The organism is Streptomyces sp. NPDC043685 (genome assembly GCF_056436585.1).
This window is the reverse complement of sequence record NZ_JBWKCH010000010.1, coordinates 1-16755: the sequence shown is the minus strand read 5'-3', so window position 1 is coordinate 16755 and position 16755 is coordinate 1. Positions and strand designations below refer to the sequence as shown.

Genomic DNA, 16755 nt, shown 5'->3' with positions numbered 1-16755 from the left:
CCGACATCCGCTGGTTCGCGGCAGCCGTCCTCGCACTCATCCTCCCCCAAAGCCCCCCGTCACCTCCCATCCCCACCCGGTAACCTGCTCATCTGTGCCGGGGTTCCATACATCCATCGATGAGACAGCCGCCCGGTGGCGCGGACGGCGGCCGTCAGAGGTATGTAGTGCGTAGCACAACGGGGAAGATTCTCACGCTGACCACCATGGCGGCACTGGCGCTCGGCGTCAGCGTCTCGCCGGCCTCCGCGGCGACGACGGACAAGACGATCCGCAAGGTCAACGGCGTCTACGGGACGAGCGGCGAGTACTGGTACACCAACGGCAAGTCCTGGCGTGCCCTGAACTCGGTCGGCGCCCACAAGTCCGACATCACGGGCACGAGGAAGCCGACGCTGTACGCCCGCTTCCTCTACAAGAAGCCCGGCGGCACGTACAAGGCCGCCAGTGGCTGGAAGAAAGCCAACGTCTACAAGATCCGCGGCAAATGGGAGGCCCACGCCGGCTGGGGCAAGGACGGCTCCCACACGGGCGCGAAGTACCCCAAGAACACGCTGATCTGCACCCAGTTCAAGGGCAGCACCGTGAAGACCTGCGCCCCCCTGAAGTAACGACTCACCAGTGACCGGCCGGAGGCGGCACACCGGACCGCCTCCGGCACGGCCTCTCCGTAGGCGGAACACCTCTCGCTGGGAGCCGCTCCCTGAAGTCGGCTCCCAGGTGGCTCCCGGAGCCCGGCACGGAGGTGTCGACGTCTGCGCCCGGTGTGACAGGTCGTCCACCAGGAGGTCGAGCGGCACCTCTTCATGGAGCGCGACGCCGAGGGCGGTCATGGCGTGGGCGAGATCCGGACCCCAGTCCGCGTTGACCGTCTGGCCGCCGAGCGCCAGTTGAGGGATGCCCTCAGCCTGGCTGCGAGCGGGCGATGGCGCTATGCACCACCTGTCGATCGCCGTGCGCCGCCGTCCCCGGCTCGCTATCAGCGACTCCTCATCGGTCGAGCTGATGCAGTCCTTCCTCACCACTCTGCAGCAGCAGTGGGCGTATCTGCGCGCAGGCAGCTGGCATCTGGCCCTGGCGGTGGCCTCGCCCTTCCCCCGGGCTGCATCACTGCAGGCTCTGACGACAGATGCGGTCGCTGCCGGAAGCGCCGGTGTGTTCCGAAGCCGTGTGTCCGAGCCGGGGCGGCTGAACAAGTCAGCTCACCGCGTGCACTCAGACCTTAAGACCATGTCCTATGTGGTGAGACGGACGAGGCGTTTGTAGCAGCAGATGGCGGCCGCGAGGCCGAGTAAGGCCAGGTCGTTGCGGGGTTGGCGTTCGTAGCGGTGGTTGAGTCGGCGGTAACCGGCCAGCCAGGACATGGTTCGCTCGATCACCCAGCGTCGACGTCCTAATCGTTCGCTGGACTCGACGCCTTTGCGGGCGATGCGGACTCCAATCCGCTTGCCACGGAGCCATCTGCGCAGGTGAGGGACGTCGTAGGCCTTGTCGGCGTGCAGGCGTCGGGGTTTGAAGTGATGGCTGCGGTCGGGGTCGTGTCTCGTTTGGTGACCGGCGACCATGGTCTTCAAGGCTTCGCTGTCGTGGGTGTTGGCTGCCGAGACGCCGACGAGGAGGGGCAGTCCGTTCGCGTCCGACAGGACGTGCATCTTGGAATCCGGCCTACCCCGGTCCACGGGGCTCATGCCTGTGAGTTCGCCCCCCCTTTTTAGCGCGAACATGGGCGGAGTCCAGGCCCGCTCGGGACAGGTCGAGGAGACCAGCGTCATCGAGGCCGTGCAGGATCGCCTCGTGCAGCCGGCCCCAAACGCCCGCTCTCGACCAGATCAGGAACCGGCGGTGGGCCGTCGACTTCGATATCCCGAAGCAGGGCGGCAGTGCCCGCCATGCACAGCCGCTGACCAACGGCCTGCTCCAAGGCGTGCGCACTTGGTTGGGGCGCAGCGCCGGCTAGAGGTGTCCGTGCCCGAGGGCAGGGCCCCGGTGGGTGTCGGGCCTGCGCCGGGAAAAAGGGGCGGCACGTACCGCCGTCAGGATTCGGCGGCGGACACGTGGCAGGCCAACTCGGTGGCCAGGCGTCGCATGACCGTGCGGTTGGCGTGCCGCATCGTGGCCCGTACGACGGGGGCCAGCAGCCGGTCGGCGAGCGGGGCGCGTACCCACGTGTACGTGAACGAGACGCGGGCCCCGCCGGTGGGCAGCGGTTCGATGGTGTAGGTGCCGTGGCCCTGCCGCCGGCCTGCCGCGCTGACGTTGCGTTCCACGATGCGCCGAGGGGCCTCGGCCTCGACGACATCGATGGTGACGTCGGTCTTCGTGCCGCCCAGCGCGGCGGTGACCGTGGCGCACGATCCGATGCCCCTGGCGGGGCCGGTGTAGCGCCAGTTGGTCAGGTAGTGGTCGGTGAACCGCTCGTGGTTCGCCATGACGTCGAGGAAGCCGTAGACCTGCTCGGGAGTCTGAGGTACGTCGATCGACACAGTGACAGACTTCATGTACCACACGGTACATGCGCCATGTATCGATCGGTACAGTCGTGACGTGGTGACCATGGACGACTCGCATCCCGAAGACGAGGCCGAGCAAGGCGCGCACGGGGCTCGGCGCGCACAACTGGTGGACGCGGCTGTCGACCACGTCGCGGCACACGGCATCTCGGACCTGAGTTTGCGCAGGCTGGGTGCCGCGATCGGCGTCAGCCACCGCATGCTGATCCACTACTTCGGCTCCAAGGAACAGCTGCTCGTTGAGATCGTCCGGATGTCGGAGCGACGCCAGCGCGACGTGCTGTCCCGGCTCCGCCTGGAGCCCGGTCTCTCGCCCGCCGATGTCGCGCGGCTGCTGTGGCGGCAGCTCACGGCCCCTCGGCTAGCCGGTCAGGAGCGGCTCTTCTTCGAAATCTGCGGACGCGCGCTGCGCGGCCGCCCCGAGACCGCCCCGTTCCTCAAAGGGCTGGTGACGGACTGGCTGGAGCCGCTGGTGGCCGCCGAGGTCGGGGCGGGGGCGGACCCTGCCCTGGCCCGGAACCGAGCCAGGCTGGGACTCGCCACCGTCCGCGGCCTGCTGCTGGACCTGCTCGCCACCGGTGACCGCGCCGGCGTCGACGCGGCGATGGAGGAGTTCCTCCGGCTGTACTACGGCTCGGAGTGAGGAGATCACCGATCAGGCCTCGCAGGTTTTCCGAGACACATACGAAGCGTCTGGAGAACCGTCCCACTTCGGCTCCGCCGCGAACCCAGCGGGCTGGGCAGGACTGTCCACGGCCACGGTGAGCATCGGCTGAGGCAACGACTACGTCATAGCCGGATCCCTTCCACGCCGCGCACCACCGGACCGGCCGGGAAGCATCCCGTGGCCCGGAAGACAACCCGCAGCGCCGCGGGCCGGGGTTGTTCCGGGCGGTCCGGGCGTACGGTGCCCACGTCGTCGACCAGTTCGCCGTGCGAGCGCGGGCGCGGGCAGCGGCTGCGGCGGTGTGGGCGCGGGTGCGGCCGGTGGTCGACGTCGCCCTGGCGGCCGTGGACACCGTCGCCATGATGTACATGATGCGCGGCGCCTTCGCGCGCCACCATTTCCTTACCGAAGCACGCCGCCACCTCGCCTACGCCCTGCGCGGCCGGCCTCACCAGCCCGCCTGGACGACCGCATCGTGCAGGCGGCCGTCGACGACTTCACCCGACCCGTCGGCCGGGGCCGGAGGATGACCGCCAACCTGCGCGCCCTGTACCCGGGCGACACCGAGGACCAGGCCGTGTTGCGCCCACTGGCCCGCAAGCGGTCCGCGCCCCTGTACGAGCGGGCCCGCCTCGCCGCCGGCGCTCTGGCCGCCCGGGTTCGCGCCGCGCGGCGAGCGGAGCGCCGGGGCTCTCGCCCCCGGCCGTACGCCGTCGGGGTCCCCGCCGCCTCGAGGTCGCACCCGCGGCCGTTCCGCTCCGGCCCGAGTCCGGCATCCGTACGACGGTCAGGTCGCGGTCGACAGAGGCGCTCCGGGCTCCGGTTGAGTGGCGGCGGTGGGAGTCGTGCGCACCGTCAGGGTTGGGCAGCATCCGCCAGGGGGAGCCTGTGTTCCGCAGGCCGCTGACTGACGCGGGACCCCTATGGTGTAGCGGCCGTTGTTCGAAAGCCGGAGAGACTTCAGGGATGGAGTTGGTGCACGGTGGAACGACGCATGCCGGTGGCAACGCACTGGGGCAGTTTCGTAGCCGTGGTCGATTCGGGTCAGCTGGTGCGCATTGAGCCCCGGGGTGATGACCCCGCGCCGTCACCGATCGGCCCGGGCATGGTGACGGCTGCTGAGGACAGTGCGCGTGTGCTGCGACCCGCGGTACGCAAAGGGTGGCTCAACGGCTTGCCGCGCGCCGATGAAACGGCCAGAGGTGCGGACGCCTTCGTAGAGGTCAGCTGGGACGACGCGCTCACGCTGGTGAGCGAGGAATTGCGCCGAGTGCGCGCACAGCACGGGGACAGCGCGGTGTTCGGCGGCTCGTACGGCTGGGCCAGCGCGGGTGGCTTCCACAATGCGCAGGGTCAGCTCCAGCGGTTCCTGGCGCTGGGCGGGGGCTACACCGACTCCCGCAACACGTACAGCACCGCCGCTCTTGAGGTCATCCTTCCGCATGTGATCGGCGGGGCTCCGTGGAGCTACCAGTCCCGGATGCCGATGTGGGACGAGATCGCCGAGAGCTGTGAGCTCGTGGTGGCCTTCGGGGGGCTGGCTCTGAAGAACAGCCAGGTCAACCCTGGCGGGCTGGCCCGGCACCAGACGCGGGACCTGCAGCGGAAGTGCCGAGAGGCCGGGGTGCGGTTCGTGAACGTCAGCCCGATCCGCAGTGACACCGCCGACTTCCTCGACGCCGAGTGGCTGCCGGTCATCCCCAACACCGACACCGCCTTGATGCTCGGCATCGCGCACACGATGCTGGTCAACGACTGGCATGACGAGGACTTCCTCATCCGCTGCTGCGAGGGATTCGACCGCTTCGCCTCCTACCTGACCGGCGACGTGGACGGCGTCGTCAAGGACGCCGACTGGGCCGCGAGGATTACGGGCATCAGCCGCGACACAATCCTCGATCTCGCCCGTCGCCTGTCCACACAGCGTTCCCTCGTCATGGTCAACTACGCCATACAGCGGGCGGACCACGGTGAACAGCCGATCTGGATGTCGGTCGTGCTGGCGGCCATGGCGGGTTCGCTGGGCCGGCCCGGCTGCGGCTGGGGCGCGGGCTACGCGACAATGGACGCGACCGGTGTTGCCCCGGGCCGACCGTCTGTGGCGTCGATGCCGCGGTTGGCGAACCCTGTTGCGGACTTCATTCCGGTCGCCCGGATCGCCGACACCCTGCTGGAACCGGGCGCGACTATCGACTACGACGGTCAGCGCCTGACCCTGCCGGACCTGCGCCTGATCTACTGGTGCGGAGGAAACCCCTTTCACCACCACCAGGACCTCCACCGCCTCACCCGAGCCTGGCAGCGCCCGGACACGGTGGTGGTCCATGAAGCCTGGTGGAATACCACGGCGAAGTTCGCCGACATCGTGCTCCCCGTCGCGACCAGCCTGGAGCGCGACGATTTCGCCGCGGGGTTCTCCGACCCTCACCTGGTCGCGATGCCGAAGGTCCGCGAGCCGGCCGGCGAGGCACGCACCGACCACCAGATCTTCGCCGCATTGGCCGCCCGGCTCGGCTATGAGCGCGAGTTCACCCAGTCGCGTTCCGAGATCGAATGGGTCCGGCACCTCTACGACCAGACACGGGCGAACCTCGGCGACGACGCGGCCCTGCCAAACTTCGACGACTTCTGGCAACGCGCCTGCGGTGTCGAACTGCCGGCACTCAGCGGTCCGTTTCCGGGCAGCTTCGAAGCACTGCGCTCCGATCCGCAGCGCTTCCCCCTGACGACGCCGTCGGGCCGGATCGAGATCTTCTCCGAGGAGATCGACTCGTTCGGCTACGACGACTGCACCGGACATCCGGCGTGGTTCGAACCCGTGGAATGGCTTCGCGCCGACCTGGCGGACCGCTTCCCGCTGCACCTGATCTCGAATCAGCCCGCCTCACGCCTGCACAGCCAGTACGACAACGGTAGCCACAGCCTCAAGTCAAAGATCCACGGCCGCGAGCCTGTAACGATCAACCCGCAAGATGCGGCATCTCGCGGTATCGAGAACGGCATGATCGTGCGTGTCTTCAACGACCGAGGCAGCTGCCTGGCGGGCGCGATCCTGTCGGACGCCGTCATGCCCGGCGTCATCCAGCTGTCCACCGGAGCGTGGTGGGACCCAGCCCAGCCGGGCCGGAGCGGAACCTTGGACCGCCACGGCAACCCCAACACCCTCACCGGGGACCGCGGGTGCTCGCGTCTGTCCCAGGGACCCAGTGCGCACAGTGCTCTCGTCGATGTCGAGGTCTACGACGGGCCGGTCGATGAGGTACTCGCCTTCACACCACCACACCTCGAACAGTGAAACGAAGCCAACTCAACGGTATGGCGTGTTCACCCTCGTCAGGCGCCAGGTCGGCAGGTCCGACCGGTGCCCAGCATCCACTCGGACCTTTGCGCCGCCGTAACTGCGTGAATACGGTACGCAGTCATGACTGCACTTCAAGACCTCAAGTACGGCCAGTGGTTCAGGGGCGCCGATGTCGATGGCGACGGGTTCATCACCCAGCACGACGTCCGCAAGATGAGCGAGCGCTACATCAGCGCCCGCGAGACCACGCCTGATGCCGAGACCGTCCGCCGGCTCATCGAGGGGATGGACCAGTTCTGGTCGAACGTCATCGCCCCGATGGATCAGGACGGTGACGGGAAGGTCGATGTGCGTGAGATGACCGAAGGCTTCAAGAGTGTCCTGACCGACCGCGCGTTCTACCCGCACCAGATCGCGCCGGTCACCAACTGCTTCTTCGACCTCGTCGACCTCAACGGAGACGGCAAGATCGACCAGGCCGAATTCCAGCAGATGTTCAGCTCGGTCGCCGCCGTCCCCGGCGAGGACTGCGCCGCCGTCTTCGCCGCTCTGGACCTCGATGGTTCCGGCGGACTGAGCCGTGACGAGTTCCACGGGGCACTCGAAGAGTTCTTCTACGGCAACGACCCCGACGCTCCCGCCAACCACATCTTCGGCAAGGTCACCGCCTGACAATCCCCGGATTTGCCCCGGCCCAGCGCTTATGCCAGAGCCTCAGCAGGGCCAGGGAGGGGACGCCGCAGGCGGGCGACTTGAGACGTGCGCGCTATCCGTCGCGAAGTGGCGCTGCGCGTCCTGCCGGCCCTTCGTGACGCCGAAGGAGACCTGCACAACTGGCGGCGCAGCCCGATGTGAAATCTCCTTGGCACTTGATCGAATGCTCACACCTTCCCCGGGACGCTCGCGGGATCCTGCCCTGGTCGCCGCGCCCTGGCTGCCTCACCGGGCCGCCCCGGACACCGGCCCCATCAAGCGCCAGCACGCGCGGTTGTTGCTCATGGACGCCGCGGCAGCTGAGCCGCCCATCGTCGCGACCAGGCAGATCACGGTGGAGTGGTGGAAGCAGTGGACTGCGGGGACTGGTCCGACGCGGTGGGCCGTCGCCCGCCGGGGGCGGCTGCCCGTCTGTGCTAAGTGCTGTCCCGTAAGTGGGATCAGTGGTCGGCGGGCTTCAGAGGAAGGCCAGCGGGACGTCCTTCTCGATGCAGAGTCGCAGGACGCCTGCCAACTGGCGGGCGTCCGCAATGTGCTGCTTGAGGAGCTGGTCGCCGCCCTCCCGCGCCCACTGATCGATGATCGCCTCCAACCGGGGCAGGATCACCGCGCAGTCGGCAGGCGAGAGGTCGTCGCCGCCGGCATCCGGATGATCGAGGAATGGCTCCAGAACGGTGGACACCTCGCTCCACGGGCGCTCGCCGCCGAAGCCCGACATCTCGGAGAGGACGAACCCCTCGGTCTCCCTTGGAAGATCCTCCGCGACTGCCGCTTCAAAGGCGACGGCGTCCACCACGCCATGCTCGGCATCGCCCGGATGCACAACCTCGCCCTCGCCGGATAGCCCAACGGGCGGTATGGCAGCTACGCCCGAGGCGACTCAAAGATCATTTACGGGACAGTACTTAGGCGGCTCCGCACTGGGGAAACCGAGTGGTGGCACGTCCCGGACACCTGCGGGGACGTGTCACCGCAGGTCAGTCCAACGCTGACGCTTCCGCGTTCACTACGGTGGGCCACGACAACTTCTCCTCGGTCTTCGTGCAGACAGTCCGGTCCTACAGGAGGTCCACCTCGGCGTCGACGTAGCCGAACTGGCGAGCCATGTAGACCAGCGCCTCCCGCAGCAGGCGCTGGCGCTCTGCGCGGACCATGGCGGGCGCCGTGGTGATGGTGACGGCCGTCCGCGACCTGGGGCCGCCGTCGTTGGGGCCGAGCGGCGTCAGGTCGACCTGCGTGTCCAGATCCGGCAGGACGCCGTTGTCGGCGGGCTGTTCGCACGTCATCCGCAGTTCGGTGGTGGGCGGGGCGGCCCCGCGACAGCCCAGCCGGGTCGCCGACGACGTCGGGCAGGAGCTCGGCGGCCGCCTCCCACGCGGCGAGCAGCACGGGCTGGGCCTCGTCGAGGCCCAGCTGCGTGTCCCCGCGGGGACCGAGGAGCGCGGCCCAGGCCTCCGGATTCTCGATCAGGACGTCCGCGCAGGCGACCACGGGTGGACTCCATCGTGGTGGGCAGGGCGAGCATGACGGAGGCCTTCACGGCCGGGCCGCCGTCCGGTGCGGCGATCGTGCAGCTGTACCCCACGGAACGGGCCGAGTTGCCAAAGGGCCCCCGTTCCCAGCGAGCGGCGGGCAACTCCGCGCCCCGACGCCGGGACAGCATCGTCACCGCGCCGGCCACCGCGCTGTGCGCAAGCTGCTGTTCAAGCAGCGTACGCCGGGATTTGCTGACCTCCAGCGCGTCCGGGTCGGCCCACGGCAGGTTCACCAGGGCGCGCAGGCGCAGCGCCGGTGTCTGGCCAGCGGTCCCGATCTCGGCCGACCGGCCCTGGTCCAGGTCGGTGAGCTTCTCCTTCACGATCGAGAGTTCGTAGGCCTGGAGTTCGGCGGTGTCGGTGCAGAACCGGTAGCCGTCCTTCTTCGTCCAGATCAGGGGCGGCCAGCCCCGTTCGGCGATGATGTCGCGCAGGCAGGCCAGGCCTGCGCGGGTCTGGCTGGGCGTCAGCTCGCCCGAGCGGACGAGCTGGGGGAAGGTCAGCCCGGCCGGGCGGGCCTCGAAGAGCACGAACCGGACGGTGTCGGCGTGCCGCTGGGAGGCCGCCGATCTGCGCTCGGAAGCGCGTGGCACCGGCTATTCGCCTCGCAGGAGCCGGGCCAGTTCGCCGTCGACGTCGACCTTCCCGGTGTCGACGGCCGTCTCGATCCAGTCCAGGGTGGCCCGCACTCGGGCGACGTTCTCGTGGACCAGGACGCGTTCGTCGTCACCGAGCTGCCGGTCGCGCAGGCCCGGGACGACACGGCCGGCCGCCGCGACGAACGCGTGGCAGGCGGTGACGAGGTCGAGGAACTCCACCGACCGGTCGATCGCGCGGATCGCCGGGGCGAGCGGGTTGTTCTCCTCGGAGCCCTCGCGCGCCTGCTGGCCGCGTTCGACCTGGGCGCGGTTGACCTGGTGGCGGGCGGTGTCGTCGCCCATCGCCTTGAACGCCAGACCCGTTCGAGGGCTGCTGGGCTTTGCCCGGTGGCCATGTGGACGTGGGGGGGACCAGCCTGGCGGCCGGGGCCCGCGAGCTGGAGGAGGAGACCGGCATCACCGTCCCGGCCGACGACCGGCGGCAGGTGGGCGCCTTCGACGCCCCCGGCTGTGACCCGCGCGGCCGGCACGTCAGCGTCACCTACACGGCCACCCTGCCGACGCCGGTCAGGCCGACGGCTGGGGACGACGCCACCGCCGCCCGCTGGTGGCCCCTGTACGCGCTCCCGGACCTCGCGTTCGACCACGCCGACATCCTGGCGAGGGTCACGGCTGGCTGAACCTTCCTCGAGGGACGCGGCGTTCCTCCGTGCCGCCCCGGCCTCACCTGGCCGGGGCTTCAGTTGGCCAGCCTGGTGCTCAACAGCCGGCACCGAGGGACATGACCGACAGCGGTAGCGACTGACCTGCGCCTTTGATCAGGCGCCACGTTCGGCGAAGCCGAGTATGCGTGAGGAGCGGCCGGTGCAGGGACTGTCCACGTTTCCCAACCCGGGTGTCATTGACTTGCCGTGCCAAGCGGGTGCCCATCGGTCGGGCCGGCGTCGTCGTCCACCAGGTTGGTGTGTCGGTTCCGCCGCCACGGCACAAGCTGGACGATGCCCCACGCCACCTCGACGGTGAAGAACGGCCACAATATCCGCGAGGCGCCGTGGGCCAGCGCGTACGCCATCCACGCTGAGAACAGGATGCGCGCGATGCTGTCGAGCAGTCCGTGCACCGGCAGCGGCCGGACGATGCGCAGGGCGGCCCAGACGATCACGACCGACCCCATCAGGTTTGCGTACAGGGTCTGCCATGGGTCGAGTTCGGGCAGGAACCCCAACCCAAGTGCGTCGCCCAATGAAGAGAGCGCGTCGTGCACCAGCATGTATGTCCACGGTGTCGCGAATCCCGCGGTGATGACGAGGTCGTACCAGGCGCTCGCGCGTACGACATGAAGATAGGCGGGACGTGCGGGGGTGAAGGGATGGCTCATGACGAGGCTCCGGCTTGTCGGGGTCAGCGAAGCCTCACGCTAAACAGTGGAGTACGGTCCAAGGTCAAGTTCATCATCCGAAGGGGGCGCCGGGGTATGCGCATCGGAGAGCTGGCCGCGCAGACGGGGATGACCAGGGACACGATCCGGTTCTACGAGAAGGTCGGCCTCATCGCAGGCCGGCGCCTGGCCAATGGTTATCGCGACTTCCCACCCGAGGCAGTGGCCTGGCTGCACTACGTCCGCACCTCACAGACACTTGGATTCTCTCTGGCGGAGATCGCGCGGAACGGCGAGGAACTGCGTGGGGCACCGGACGTCGCGGAGGCGCTGTCCGCGCTGTTCGAGGAAAAGATCCACGTCGTCGACGCACGCATGGCCGAACTCGCCACCCTGCGCGCCGAACTCGCCGCGCGCGTCGGCACCGGATGCCCGTTGCGGGCAGGTGGCCAACCCGGATGAGTCGGCCGCCCCGGGCCACCCATCCCGTACAAGACGAGAGAAAGAGACCAGTATGGCCTCCACCGTGCGTGTACAGGCCCCGATGGGCAACGCGCCCTGTTCATCACCACACTCGCCGTGCCACTGACCGGCTGGACCGTGCACGCGGTCACCCTGCACAGGTAACTGTCCGCCGCCCGCCGCGACCCGCTCACCGGACTGCTCGGACGCGACGGCTTCACCGCCAAGGCCCGCCAGATCACCGACCGGTACGGCGACCACGCCCTGCTCGGGATCGTGGACCTGGACCACTTCAAGGAGATCAACGACGGACCCGGCGGGCACGCCGCCGGCGACCCCGTCCTGGCCGCCACCGCGCAGCGCCTCACCACCTGGGCGGGAAGCCGCGGGGCGGTCGGCAGGATCGGAGGGGACGAGTCACCTTCGCCGTACGGATCGGACCCACCCGCCGCGAACTCCGTCTCGCCCAGCTCACCACGCTGCTCGCGCAGCCGGTGGAGGTCGACGGCGGCGCCCTGGTCGACGTCGCCGCGTCGATCGGCGCGGCCTCCGCCGACGTCCTCGGCACGACGGACCTGTCGCAGTTGCAGCGGGCCGCCGACGCCGCGATGTACGCGGGCAAGCACACCGGCCGCGCCGTACTCGCCGACCGCTCCCACGCCACCGTGCCGTCCATCAACGGCCGGCGCGCCGGGCGGCCCGGCACCAGCACCCTGGGAGCCGCCGCGTGAAAAAGCCAACGCTGTAGGCCCGGACCACATCCGCGGCATCACCATCAAGCAGCCCTGGGCGGCCTGCATCCTGCACGGCGACAAGCGCGTGGAGAACCGGCCCCGGGCCTGGGCGCCGGGCTGGCGCCTGCTGCACGCCGGAGCCGGGACCGACCGGGCCGCGCTGCGCAACCCGCTCGTGGCCCGCACGATCCACGGGCACGAGCTGCCCACCCGCGGGGTCCTCGGCATCGTCCGCATCACCGGCTCCCACACCGACCCCGGCGCGGCGTGCGGCCCCTGGGCGCAGCCCGACCGCTTCCACCTGGACCTGGACGACGTCCACCCGCTGGCCCTGCCGGTGCCCTGCGACGGCCGGCTCGGACCGTGGCACGTCCCGCACTGGTCGATTCCTAGAAAACAGGACGACTTGCGTCATTCTGGTGGGGGATCCTTGGCGCGTGAAAGAGCAGCCAGACGACGAGACCCCCGACGACCTGCCGCCAGGCGATGGAGAGGACACGCCAGGGGAAGTCACATCCACGGAGAGCGATGACTCATCAGGCCAGTTGTCGCCCGCTCAGGAACCCTTGCGCTACCCCTGGCCCAGGAATTCCCGCAGGTCCGCAGCTACAGCCGTCATCCCTTCACCGGCTTCGATCACGGTCGTCACCGTGCACTTCCAGTCACCGGGAAAGAAGCCGGACCGAAGAGTCCAGTCCAAAAACACATGCCCACCCGAGCCGAAGGTCGCCGTCAGGACCAGGTGGTTGCTGGTCCAGACCCGCTCCCCCTCCCAGCCACGGAAGTCTCGCGCGAGGCCGTCGAAAAACTCGCTCATGTCATCCCAGACGGTGACGGTCATGTTCTCGAGCCGTGCACGCACAGCATCAGCAACGGCCTCCACCGCGAAGACGGTTTCGTACTCATCAGCACGCGACCAGTCGAACAACCGGACAGAGGTCGCCAGCGCCCCCGGCCCTCACACGACGAGCTCGACCTGCCCAGGACCCACCTCGATCAGACTCACCCGCCGAAGGATACGGACGTCAACACGTTGACGACATCACGTTTCCGTGGCCCGGGACCGCTGCTACTTCTCATCAACATTCGGCGGCCCAGCAGCAACCAACTGTTCCCAGCTCCCACCGACAAGTGCTCTTCGTTCTGACCTACGCAGCCAGGCGCCGCTGCCCGGCGGGCCGGACGGTGGCTCGTTCAAGCGCCGCCTGGACGGCATCTGCGGTGAATGTGGGATCGAGGCTCGTGATCAGCTCGGTGAGTTCCCGCAGCGGATCACCGTCGATGTCAGGGCAGTTCCCGCACCGCGGCTCGCCATTGCGGTCCCGGCTGACGACGCGTCGTTCTTCGTGGCAGCCCGCGCAGACGGCCGGCTTGTCGAAGCAGGGCGAGCATCCCCACCGTCTCCGGTGCTGCTGCCGACGTAGCGGCATGCACGTCCGCACTCGCCGCAGCGGGGCAGTGCGACGTCCTGGGCTCCTGCGTCGGCTTCAGCCGGAGCACGACCTCTTCCACGCCCCGCACTTTGAGCCCAGCCACCTCGATGACGGCTCATTTTCGGGCGACTTCGATGCCGCCCTGAGAGGCTCAACCGTCACTCAGAGTGGCCGTTGCACAGAAGCTGTGCCAGAACCCAAACCCGTGTACATCCGCCGTCACGACTCGCGCCACACTCGGTGGTCGCGGTGTCTCGGCAGGGGAGCGGGGCCGCTTCGTCATGTCAGGACGGGGTGTCGCCGTTGCCCTCGATGCGGATGCTGAACGGGGCTGCAGGGTTGATGGCCCGTGCTAAACAGAAGCCCAAACCCGCGTCATACAGCCCACTGCATGGGAGACCCGAGTGACCGTCTACGTATGCTCGTTGAAAACCGACGCTCCGCAGTCGATCCCCGCCGACGGCGCCTACCACATCGTCCGCTTCCCGTTCGGCTCCGGCGAGTCGTACGATGCGCACAACATGCACCAGGCCGCCCAGCCGGACGGCTACACCGTCACCAACTGGGCCACGGACGACCGCGCCGGCCTGATCTGGCCCTCCACCGCGGGCTGGGGCCAGCTGTACGCGATGATCCAGTGGGCGGACGGCTCCTACACCGAGCTGCGGGACCGTTTCGTCCGCGATCCGCTGAACCTGTCTACTGGCTATGACTCGACGGCCACCGACCACCGTCCGCCGTCGCCCGGCATGCAGTGTTTCACCAAGGGCCACGGCCTGTTCACCGCCGTCGGCACGCCGCTCGCGCTGCTCGTCTCTCACAGCGACAGCGCCGCCCGCAATCTCGTGCTCGCCGAATTCAAGCTCGCCATCCACACCTGACCGGAGGGCCAACGGGACTGCCCCATGTGACCGTGTGCGACCCAGCCGGAAGATCGTTCGGTTGAAGCCCTGCAGAGCCTTTCGCCGCGTAGGCGACCGCCCTTCGCGACCGCGCATGCTGATCAGCCCCGTGCGGTGATGCTTGCCGGGCCGGGCTGACCGCTGCGCACGAACGGCTGCCTGGGTGGGTGAGTGGGGGAGGGCCAGCCGCAGTCGTTGCGGTTGATTTTCAGGGAGCGAGTCTGGTCGTTGAGGTTGTAGCCGCGCAGGTCGTGGATGGAGCCGCCGCTGCGGGTGACGCATACGTGCCGGCCGCTGTGGTTGCGCTTCTCGTACACGCGGGCGGTGCGGTCGGAGTTGTTTCGTACAGAGCTGCCGCGGTCACGGATCGCGGAGGGAAGATCTTTCACGCTGCCGTCAGAGGCCCGCCGCACCCAGGGCTGCCCACCGAAACTGATCTCGGGGTAGATGCAGACGTAGCCGGCGTGGTAGTCGATGGCGGCCCGCTGTGTGCTGGGCACGCCGGAAGCGGAGGCCGTGACACACATCGAGGACAGGACGAGGGCGGCGACGGCCCCGGCACGCAACAGGTTTCTTGATCACGGCACCAGAGATACGGGCTGCGAAGGGCCGGCCGGGCGGCTTTGCCCGCCGGTTCACTCCAGCGGAGGAACCTGACGCGCAGCGCCGGTGCGACTCGCCAGCGCCAGGGCGGTCCGAGTAGACGAAACGCGCCCGGCCGGGGAAGCCGGGCGCGTCAGTTTGGTATCGGGGCGTGGGTGAGGTGTTCAGTTCAGTTCGCGCATACGGTGTTGGGTCAGGGGTGGTGGCGGCCGCCGTGGCGGTGGTGGCCCCAGGACTCGTCGTCGATGAAGCGTCCGTGATCGTTGCGGAGGGGGCGGTGGCATCAATGACGACAGAGGATGTCGGGTTTACGGCCGACGATGGACGTATGCGCGAAACCCCTGAAGAACTCGACAAGCTCCAGTCCCTCCTCGACTCCTCCCTCTCCGGCTCGACCGCACACCTCCGCTCGATCGTCGAGGGCCGTACCATCACGGCGGCGCGGCTCACCGGGGTCCTCACCGGCATGTGCACGCTCGCCCTCTCCACGGTGACCGCAAAGGGCGAACCGCGGATCAGCGGCGCCGACGGGCACTTCCTGCACGGCCGGTGGCACTTCGGCACGGCGCGCAACGCCGCCAAGGCCCGTCATCTCGCGGCCCGTCCGGCTGCCAGCGTTGCGCACATGCGCGGCGAGGACCTCGGCGTGTTCACCCACGGCACGGTGGAGGAGCTGAACCCCGAGGACGCCGAGACCACGGCCGACTGGCAGGAACTGCGCGCCTACTTGAAGGACTTTTACGGCGACGACGCCTTCGACTGGAACCGTGAGGTCGTCTACTACCGGCTGAACCCGCACTGGATGACCGTCTACGCCCCCGACCTCGACAAGCTCACCGGCACGTGACGCCGGGCCCGTCGACGAGGGCCTGCACCTGCGCGTACGTGGGGTGGGTGGGGGGCGGTCGACGGCGCGCCGTCGCGTACCGCCAGCGCCATGGCGACGGCCTCGCCCAGCGCCCGCCGGTACAGCAGCGCCCCGAGACTGCCCCGCCCCCAGGCTCTCAACTCCGCTTCGCTGCGTTCGAGCAGGGGTTACCCCTGCTCGAGGTCGAGCTGCGCCTGCAGGTCCGGGCCGCCGCGGCAACAGATCACCGCCGCGGCGCTGCTGCCCGTCATCCGGCTCGTCCCCCGTACCGGCGAGGGGCCCCGTATGCGCGAAGAGCCCCCTACCGGCGAAGACCACTGAGCGTTTCAGCGTAGTTCGGAGAACACCACCTACTCGCCGAAGCCCGCCGCCACCTCTCCTACGTCCTACGCGGCCGGCCACACCAGCCGGCCCTGGATGAACAGATCGTGCAGGCGGTCGTCGACGACTACACCCGCCCCGTTGGGCGCGGCCGGAGGATGACTGAGATCTGCGCGCCCTGTACCCGCGCGACACCGAGGTCTAGGCCGTGCTGCGCCCTCTGGCCCGCAGCCGCACGGCGGCCCCGTACGAGCGGGCCCGCCTCGCTGCCGGTGCTCTGGCCGCCCGGGTCCGCGCCGCGCGTCGAGCGGAGCGCATGAGATCCCGCCCGCGCCTGTACGCCGTCGCACTGCCCGCCGCCTCGAGGTCGCACCCGCGGCCGTTCCGCGCCGACCAGAAGGACGGCCGCCTCGTGGAGTCGGAGACCGGCATCGACGCGGTGGAGCAGACCCGCCAGACCCTCGAAGCCGCCGCTGCGCAGGTGGCCGCCACGATCCAGGACAAGGGGCCTGCGTCCGCAGCCCGCCCCGGCGGCGGTCCCGCCGCCGCACACCCAGCAGCCCGGCGTCCAGCACACGCCGGGCCGGAGTTCAGGAGGAGTCACGTGAGCACCCCGGAAGACCAGCCCAACGCCTAAGAGGCCCTCGCCCGCCGCTACTGGGCGCCGCGCCGGTACGACACCCTCTACCCGAAGGCGGTCACCGCGCGGGACTACCGCCAGGCGGTCC

16 protein-coding genes and 7 pseudogenes are annotated in these 16755 nt (G+C 69.1%); 13 read left to right on the top strand and 10 right to left on the bottom strand.

Annotation, left to right across the window (positions count from 1 at the left end; genetic code table 11):
• Positions 1-206: 206 nt before the first annotated feature.
• Entirely contained in the window at positions 207-611 is a 405-nt protein-coding gene (locus AC0665_RS29535; protein WP_353602669.1) for a hypothetical protein, read from the top strand.
• A gap of 171 nt (positions 612-782) precedes the next feature.
• Here the strand turns inward: AC0665_RS29535 and AC0665_RS29530 are convergent.
• The 3 genes and pseudogenes from AC0665_RS29530 to AC0665_RS29520 form a co-directional block, all read right to left on the bottom strand.
• Positions 783-1022: pseudogene (locus AC0665_RS29530) on the bottom strand (DUF2399 domain-containing protein); the annotation flags it as partial.
• A gap of 213 nt (positions 1023-1235) precedes the next feature.
• Positions 1236-1908 (bottom strand): annotated as a pseudogene (locus AC0665_RS29525) (IS5 family transposase); the annotation flags it as partial.
• Positions 1909-2033: 125 nt separating this feature from the next.
• Positions 2034-2498, bottom strand: coding sequence for an SRPBCC family protein (locus tag AC0665_RS29520; protein ID WP_478610189.1), 465 nt, complete (start codon positions 2496-2498; stop codon positions 2034-2036).
• Positions 2499-2553: 55 nt separating this feature from the next.
• Between AC0665_RS29520 and AC0665_RS29515 the strand changes: the two genes are divergently transcribed.
• From AC0665_RS29515 to AC0665_RS29500, 4 genes and pseudogenes are all read left to right on the top strand, one after another.
• Positions 2554-3153: a TetR/AcrR family transcriptional regulator gene (locus AC0665_RS29515; RefSeq protein WP_478706273.1), complete on the top strand. Its 600-nt coding sequence runs from the start codon at positions 2554-2556 to the stop codon at positions 3151-3153.
• A 248-nt stretch (positions 3154-3401) separates the two neighbouring features.
• Positions 3402-3940: pseudogene (locus AC0665_RS29510) on the top strand (MobF family relaxase); the annotation flags it as partial.
• A 219-nt stretch (positions 3941-4159) separates the two neighbouring features.
• Positions 4160-6472: a molybdopterin-dependent oxidoreductase gene (locus AC0665_RS29505; RefSeq protein ID WP_478706129.1), complete on the top strand. Its 2313-nt coding sequence runs from the start codon at positions 4160-4162 to the stop codon at positions 6470-6472.
• Positions 6473-6598: 126 nt separating this feature from the next.
• Positions 6599-7150, top strand: coding sequence for an EF-hand domain-containing protein (locus AC0665_RS29500; RefSeq protein WP_478610187.1), 552 nt, complete (start codon positions 6599-6601; stop codon positions 7148-7150).
• Positions 7151-7649: 499 nt separating this feature from the next.
• Here the strand turns inward: AC0665_RS29500 and AC0665_RS29495 are convergent, their stop codons facing one another.
• Entirely contained in the window at positions 7650-7985 is a 336-nt protein-coding gene (locus tag AC0665_RS29495) for a hypothetical protein (protein ID WP_478706128.1), read from the bottom strand.
• Between AC0665_RS29495 and AC0665_RS29490 the strand changes: the two are divergent.
• Positions 7941-8036: pseudogene (locus tag AC0665_RS29490) on the top strand (IS5/IS1182 family transposase); the annotation flags it as partial. The gene AC0665_RS29495 and the pseudogene AC0665_RS29490 sit on opposite strands and share 45 nt — an antisense overlap.
• 214 nt (positions 8037-8250) lie before the next feature.
• Here AC0665_RS29490 and AC0665_RS29485 read toward each other — a convergent pair.
• From AC0665_RS29485 to AC0665_RS29475, 3 genes and pseudogenes are all read right to left on the bottom strand, one after another.
• Entirely contained in the window at positions 8251-8478 is a 228-nt protein-coding gene (locus tag AC0665_RS29485) for a hypothetical protein (protein WP_478706127.1), read from the bottom strand.
• Positions 8475-9320, bottom strand: a complete 846-nt coding sequence (locus AC0665_RS29480; RefSeq protein ID WP_478706126.1) for a hypothetical protein — start codon at positions 9318-9320, stop codon at positions 8475-8477. Before AC0665_RS29480 ends, AC0665_RS29485 begins: the two co-directional genes overlap by 4 nt.
• A 3-nt stretch (positions 9321-9323) precedes the next feature.
• Positions 9324-9692, bottom strand: a pseudogene (locus AC0665_RS29475) (DUF6192 family protein); the annotation flags it as partial.
• A 35-nt stretch (positions 9693-9727) separates the two neighbouring features.
• Between AC0665_RS29475 and AC0665_RS29470 the strand changes: the two are divergent.
• Complete coding sequence (locus tag AC0665_RS29470) at positions 9728-10006, top strand: NUDIX domain-containing protein (RefSeq protein ID WP_478706125.1); 279 nt, start codon at positions 9728-9730, stop codon at positions 10004-10006.
• Positions 10007-10224: 218 nt separating this feature from the next.
• Here the strand turns inward: AC0665_RS29470 and AC0665_RS29465 are convergent, their stop codons facing one another.
• Positions 10225-10704, bottom strand: a complete 480-nt coding sequence (locus AC0665_RS29465) for a hypothetical protein (RefSeq protein WP_478610185.1) — start codon at positions 10702-10704, stop codon at positions 10225-10227.
• Between the two features lie 96 nt (positions 10705-10800).
• Here AC0665_RS29465 and AC0665_RS29460 point away from each other — a divergent pair, with 96 nt between their 5' ends.
• The 3 genes and pseudogenes from AC0665_RS29460 to AC0665_RS29450 all read left to right on the top strand — a co-directional run bounded on the left by AC0665_RS29460 (position 10801) and on the right by AC0665_RS29450 (position 11897).
• Positions 10801-11166, top strand: coding sequence for a MerR family transcriptional regulator (locus AC0665_RS29460; RefSeq protein ID WP_478706124.1), 366 nt, complete (start codon positions 10801-10803; stop codon positions 11164-11166).
• Between the two features lie 165 nt (positions 11167-11331).
• Positions 11332-11523: pseudogene (locus AC0665_RS29455) on the top strand (GGDEF domain-containing protein); the annotation flags it as partial.
• A gap of 137 nt (positions 11524-11660) precedes the next feature.
• Complete coding sequence (locus AC0665_RS29450; protein WP_478610182.1) at positions 11661-11897, top strand: hypothetical protein; 237 nt, start codon at positions 11661-11663, stop codon at positions 11895-11897.
• 574 nt (positions 11898-12471) lie between these two features.
• Here AC0665_RS29450 and AC0665_RS29445 read toward each other — a convergent pair.
• Entirely contained in the window at positions 12472-12846 is a 375-nt protein-coding gene (locus AC0665_RS29445; RefSeq protein ID WP_478706272.1) for a DUF6228 family protein, read from the bottom strand.
• A gap of 891 nt (positions 12847-13737) precedes the next feature.
• Between AC0665_RS29445 and AC0665_RS29440 the strand changes: the two genes are divergently transcribed.
• Positions 13738-14214, top strand: a complete 477-nt coding sequence (locus tag AC0665_RS29440; protein WP_478610180.1) for a hypothetical protein — start codon at positions 13738-13740, stop codon at positions 14212-14214.
• A gap of 122 nt (positions 14215-14336) precedes the next feature.
• Here AC0665_RS29440 and AC0665_RS29435 read toward each other — a convergent pair whose 3' ends face one another.
• Positions 14337-14735, bottom strand: a complete 399-nt coding sequence (locus tag AC0665_RS29435; protein WP_478706123.1) for a peptidase inhibitor family I36 protein — start codon at positions 14733-14735, stop codon at positions 14337-14339.
• A 431-nt stretch (positions 14736-15166) separates the two neighbouring features.
• Here AC0665_RS29435 and AC0665_RS29430 point away from each other — a divergent pair, with 431 nt between their 5' ends.
• Both AC0665_RS29430 and AC0665_RS29425 read left to right on the top strand, forming a co-directional pair.
• Positions 15167-15685, top strand: coding sequence for a pyridoxamine 5'-phosphate oxidase family protein (locus AC0665_RS29430; RefSeq protein ID WP_478610179.1), 519 nt, complete (start codon positions 15167-15169; stop codon positions 15683-15685).
• A 356-nt stretch (positions 15686-16041) separates the two neighbouring features.
• Positions 16042-16635, top strand: a pseudogene (locus AC0665_RS29425) (MobF family relaxase); the annotation flags it as partial.
• Positions 16636-16755: the final 120 nt, after the last annotated feature.